Raw genomic sequence first — 2,743 nt, 5'->3', positions numbered from 1 at the left:
TAAATAACTCGAAATTAATCATTATCTAATCTTTACTACATCTTTATATAAAATTTATTGATTTATTAATCTTCGTCAAAGTCTACGAAAGGTAAAAAAGAAGTAAACGAAGCAAATAAATAGAAAACATAATAATGCTATTAGAATAAGAGGAAGATTGAATAAAGGTAAGATAGAAAAAGAAATATAAAATATGATAGGTATATAAATTAATAATAATATATAATTCACGTTTTTTACATTATAATTTTACTAAAATAATAGAAGATGAAATTAGATTTGGTTTTCTATGGTTATGATATTATTGAAAGATAATATAAAATGAAGTAAGAATAAACATAATATAAATATTTATACGGAGATCAAGCAGCTGAAATTTCGTTGCTCTCTGAGATATATAAGATAGAATAGTAAATTATGTGGTATTGCATGTGTTGGTATGAATAAATGATGAGTGAATAATACCTTCTTTTGATATAGAATAATCATTTATATAAATATAAGACTAAATAATATAGCTGCATATTCTAATAATAGTAAACATAGCATTATGCTGTTAATAGAATAGGATATAATAAAAATAATCAAATCAAATATACTACAATATATACTAAACTATTTCATCTTAATACAAAAAAACATAATACTAATATAATAAAATTGAATATCCAAACATTATAATATTAAATCAACATTTAAATCTTAATACAGATGAATGAGGAAATAGAGATAACAGATATAAAATAATATAACAGGTGATCATGCTAAAGGAAGATAAATAAATAAGAGAAAAACAAAAAGAGAATTAAATAAAAATAGATTCAGACCAATTACAATAATAATATAAATACCATTCAACAGCACTAACTATTATACCAATTATATTAAGTTTGGTTTGGAATAATATAGAAAAGTCGATTTGCTGCTATGATAAATTTAATTCTAAACCAAGAAATCAAAATAATATATAATGAAAGATATAAAGATTGTGCTAAAATATAAACAAGCAGATAATTTACCAAATATCCTAACCCAAATACAAAATAAATAACCAAGACCTCTTAATCGTAGTTTAATAATATCATATCAGGTATTGGATTTATTACATGTTTTTCATATTCTTCTTTTATCTAATACAACTTCTAATGTTTCATTTATATTTACTCTTATTATTTGTTTTATTATTTCTAATATAATCATTAAATCCTTTTTCTGTTTTCATTTTTTAAATATCTCTGCATTATGTGATAAATTTATAAAGATGTAAATGCTGTAAAGATTAGTATAATTCATATATCTTCAGTTATACCTTATTCTACTTTTTATATTTTTAATTCTCATGTATTATGAGTAGTTAGTGGTATAGGATATTTATCATTCAACTTCTATTATTAATTCTAAAATTAGATTCGGTTTTAATTATAATCATTATTATATCAACTAATGAAATATCTTTACATCTTCCTTAATTTTGGTCCTCAACATCCATCAACACATGGAGTATTAAGATTGATTACTATAATATATGGTGAAATTATTCAATGAATACGATCTGAATTAGGATTACTACATAGAGGATCTGAGAAATTTATTGATTCTAATTATTATAATTCTTCTATTAATTATTTTGATAGATTAGATTATGTGTCTACAATTATACAAGAATTATTATATGTAGGAGGATTAGAAAGATTTATTCAATCTTATTCTTGTTTATTTAGTTCTTTGTTTCGTTTATTATATGTTGAGATATTTCGTATACTTAATCATTGTTTAGCTTTAACTACACATATTATAGATATTGGATTATTTACTTGTTTTCTTTGAGGATTTGAAGAAAGAGAGAAGCTTATTAATTATATTGAATCTATATCAGGTTCACGTTTTCATAATGCTTTATTAGCAATTAATAATATAAAAACAGATTTTGAGAATCCTTCTATTAATATTTTATTATTATTAGTTTTATTTTTATTTATTAAGATTAAAGAATTATCATATATTTTATCAACAATTTCATTATTTATATCTCGGATATATCATGTAGGTATTATTGATAGATCATTAGTTTATTATCTTGGTTTATCAGGAGTAATTTTAAGAGCATCCTATTCATATTTTGATAATAGAATAATGAATAATGAATGTTATAATAAATTAGATTATAATATTTATATATCCATGAATTCTGATTGTCTTGATAGATTTATGATTAGGATTAATGAGTCAATGAATAGCTCTATAATAATTTATATTATTTTATATAATATTTTATTTTATGATTCAGTAATTTATTCTTTATCAATTATGCAATCTGTAATAGGATTTTATTTATCTTCAGGGATATTTTCAAGTTCAGGATGTATTTTATCCAATACTAAATCAATGAAATACTACCTTGAATCATCTAAAGGTATTTATGTAGTGTTTTTATCTAATTATTATTATTGATCTACAAATATTATTACGAATGATTATATGATGATTAATCAATTAAATTCGTATTGTCGAGTGTATAATTTAGGTGATTTAATTGCAATATTAGGATCTGTGGATTTTGTGTTAGGGTCTGTGGATATGTAGGGGTTGTAATTTTGATAGGATTATTATGCAGTTTAATAAAGAGATAAATCCAATAATGCAGAACATGATTAACAAATATAATGCAATGCATATTAATAAAAACGTTATTCTCTATTCTCTAACGTTAATTATTTACTTATCTTTCTTTCCATTATTTATT

At 21.5% G+C, this 2,743-nt stretch carries 1 pseudogene; it reads left to right on the top strand.

What is annotated here, in order from left to right:
* Window positions 1-1,830 precede the first annotated feature (1,830 nt).
* Window positions 1,831-2,451 (top strand): annotated as a pseudogene (locus GY937_12355) (hypothetical protein).
* Window positions 2,452-2,743: the final 292 nt, after the last annotated feature.

The sequence above is a fragment of the bacterium genome, assembly GCA_024228115.1.
Classification (GTDB): domain Bacteria; phylum Myxococcota_A; class UBA9160; order UBA9160; family UBA6930.
Note: the sequence above shows the minus strand (reverse complement) of the source record. Positions and strands in the feature narration are given on the sequence as shown.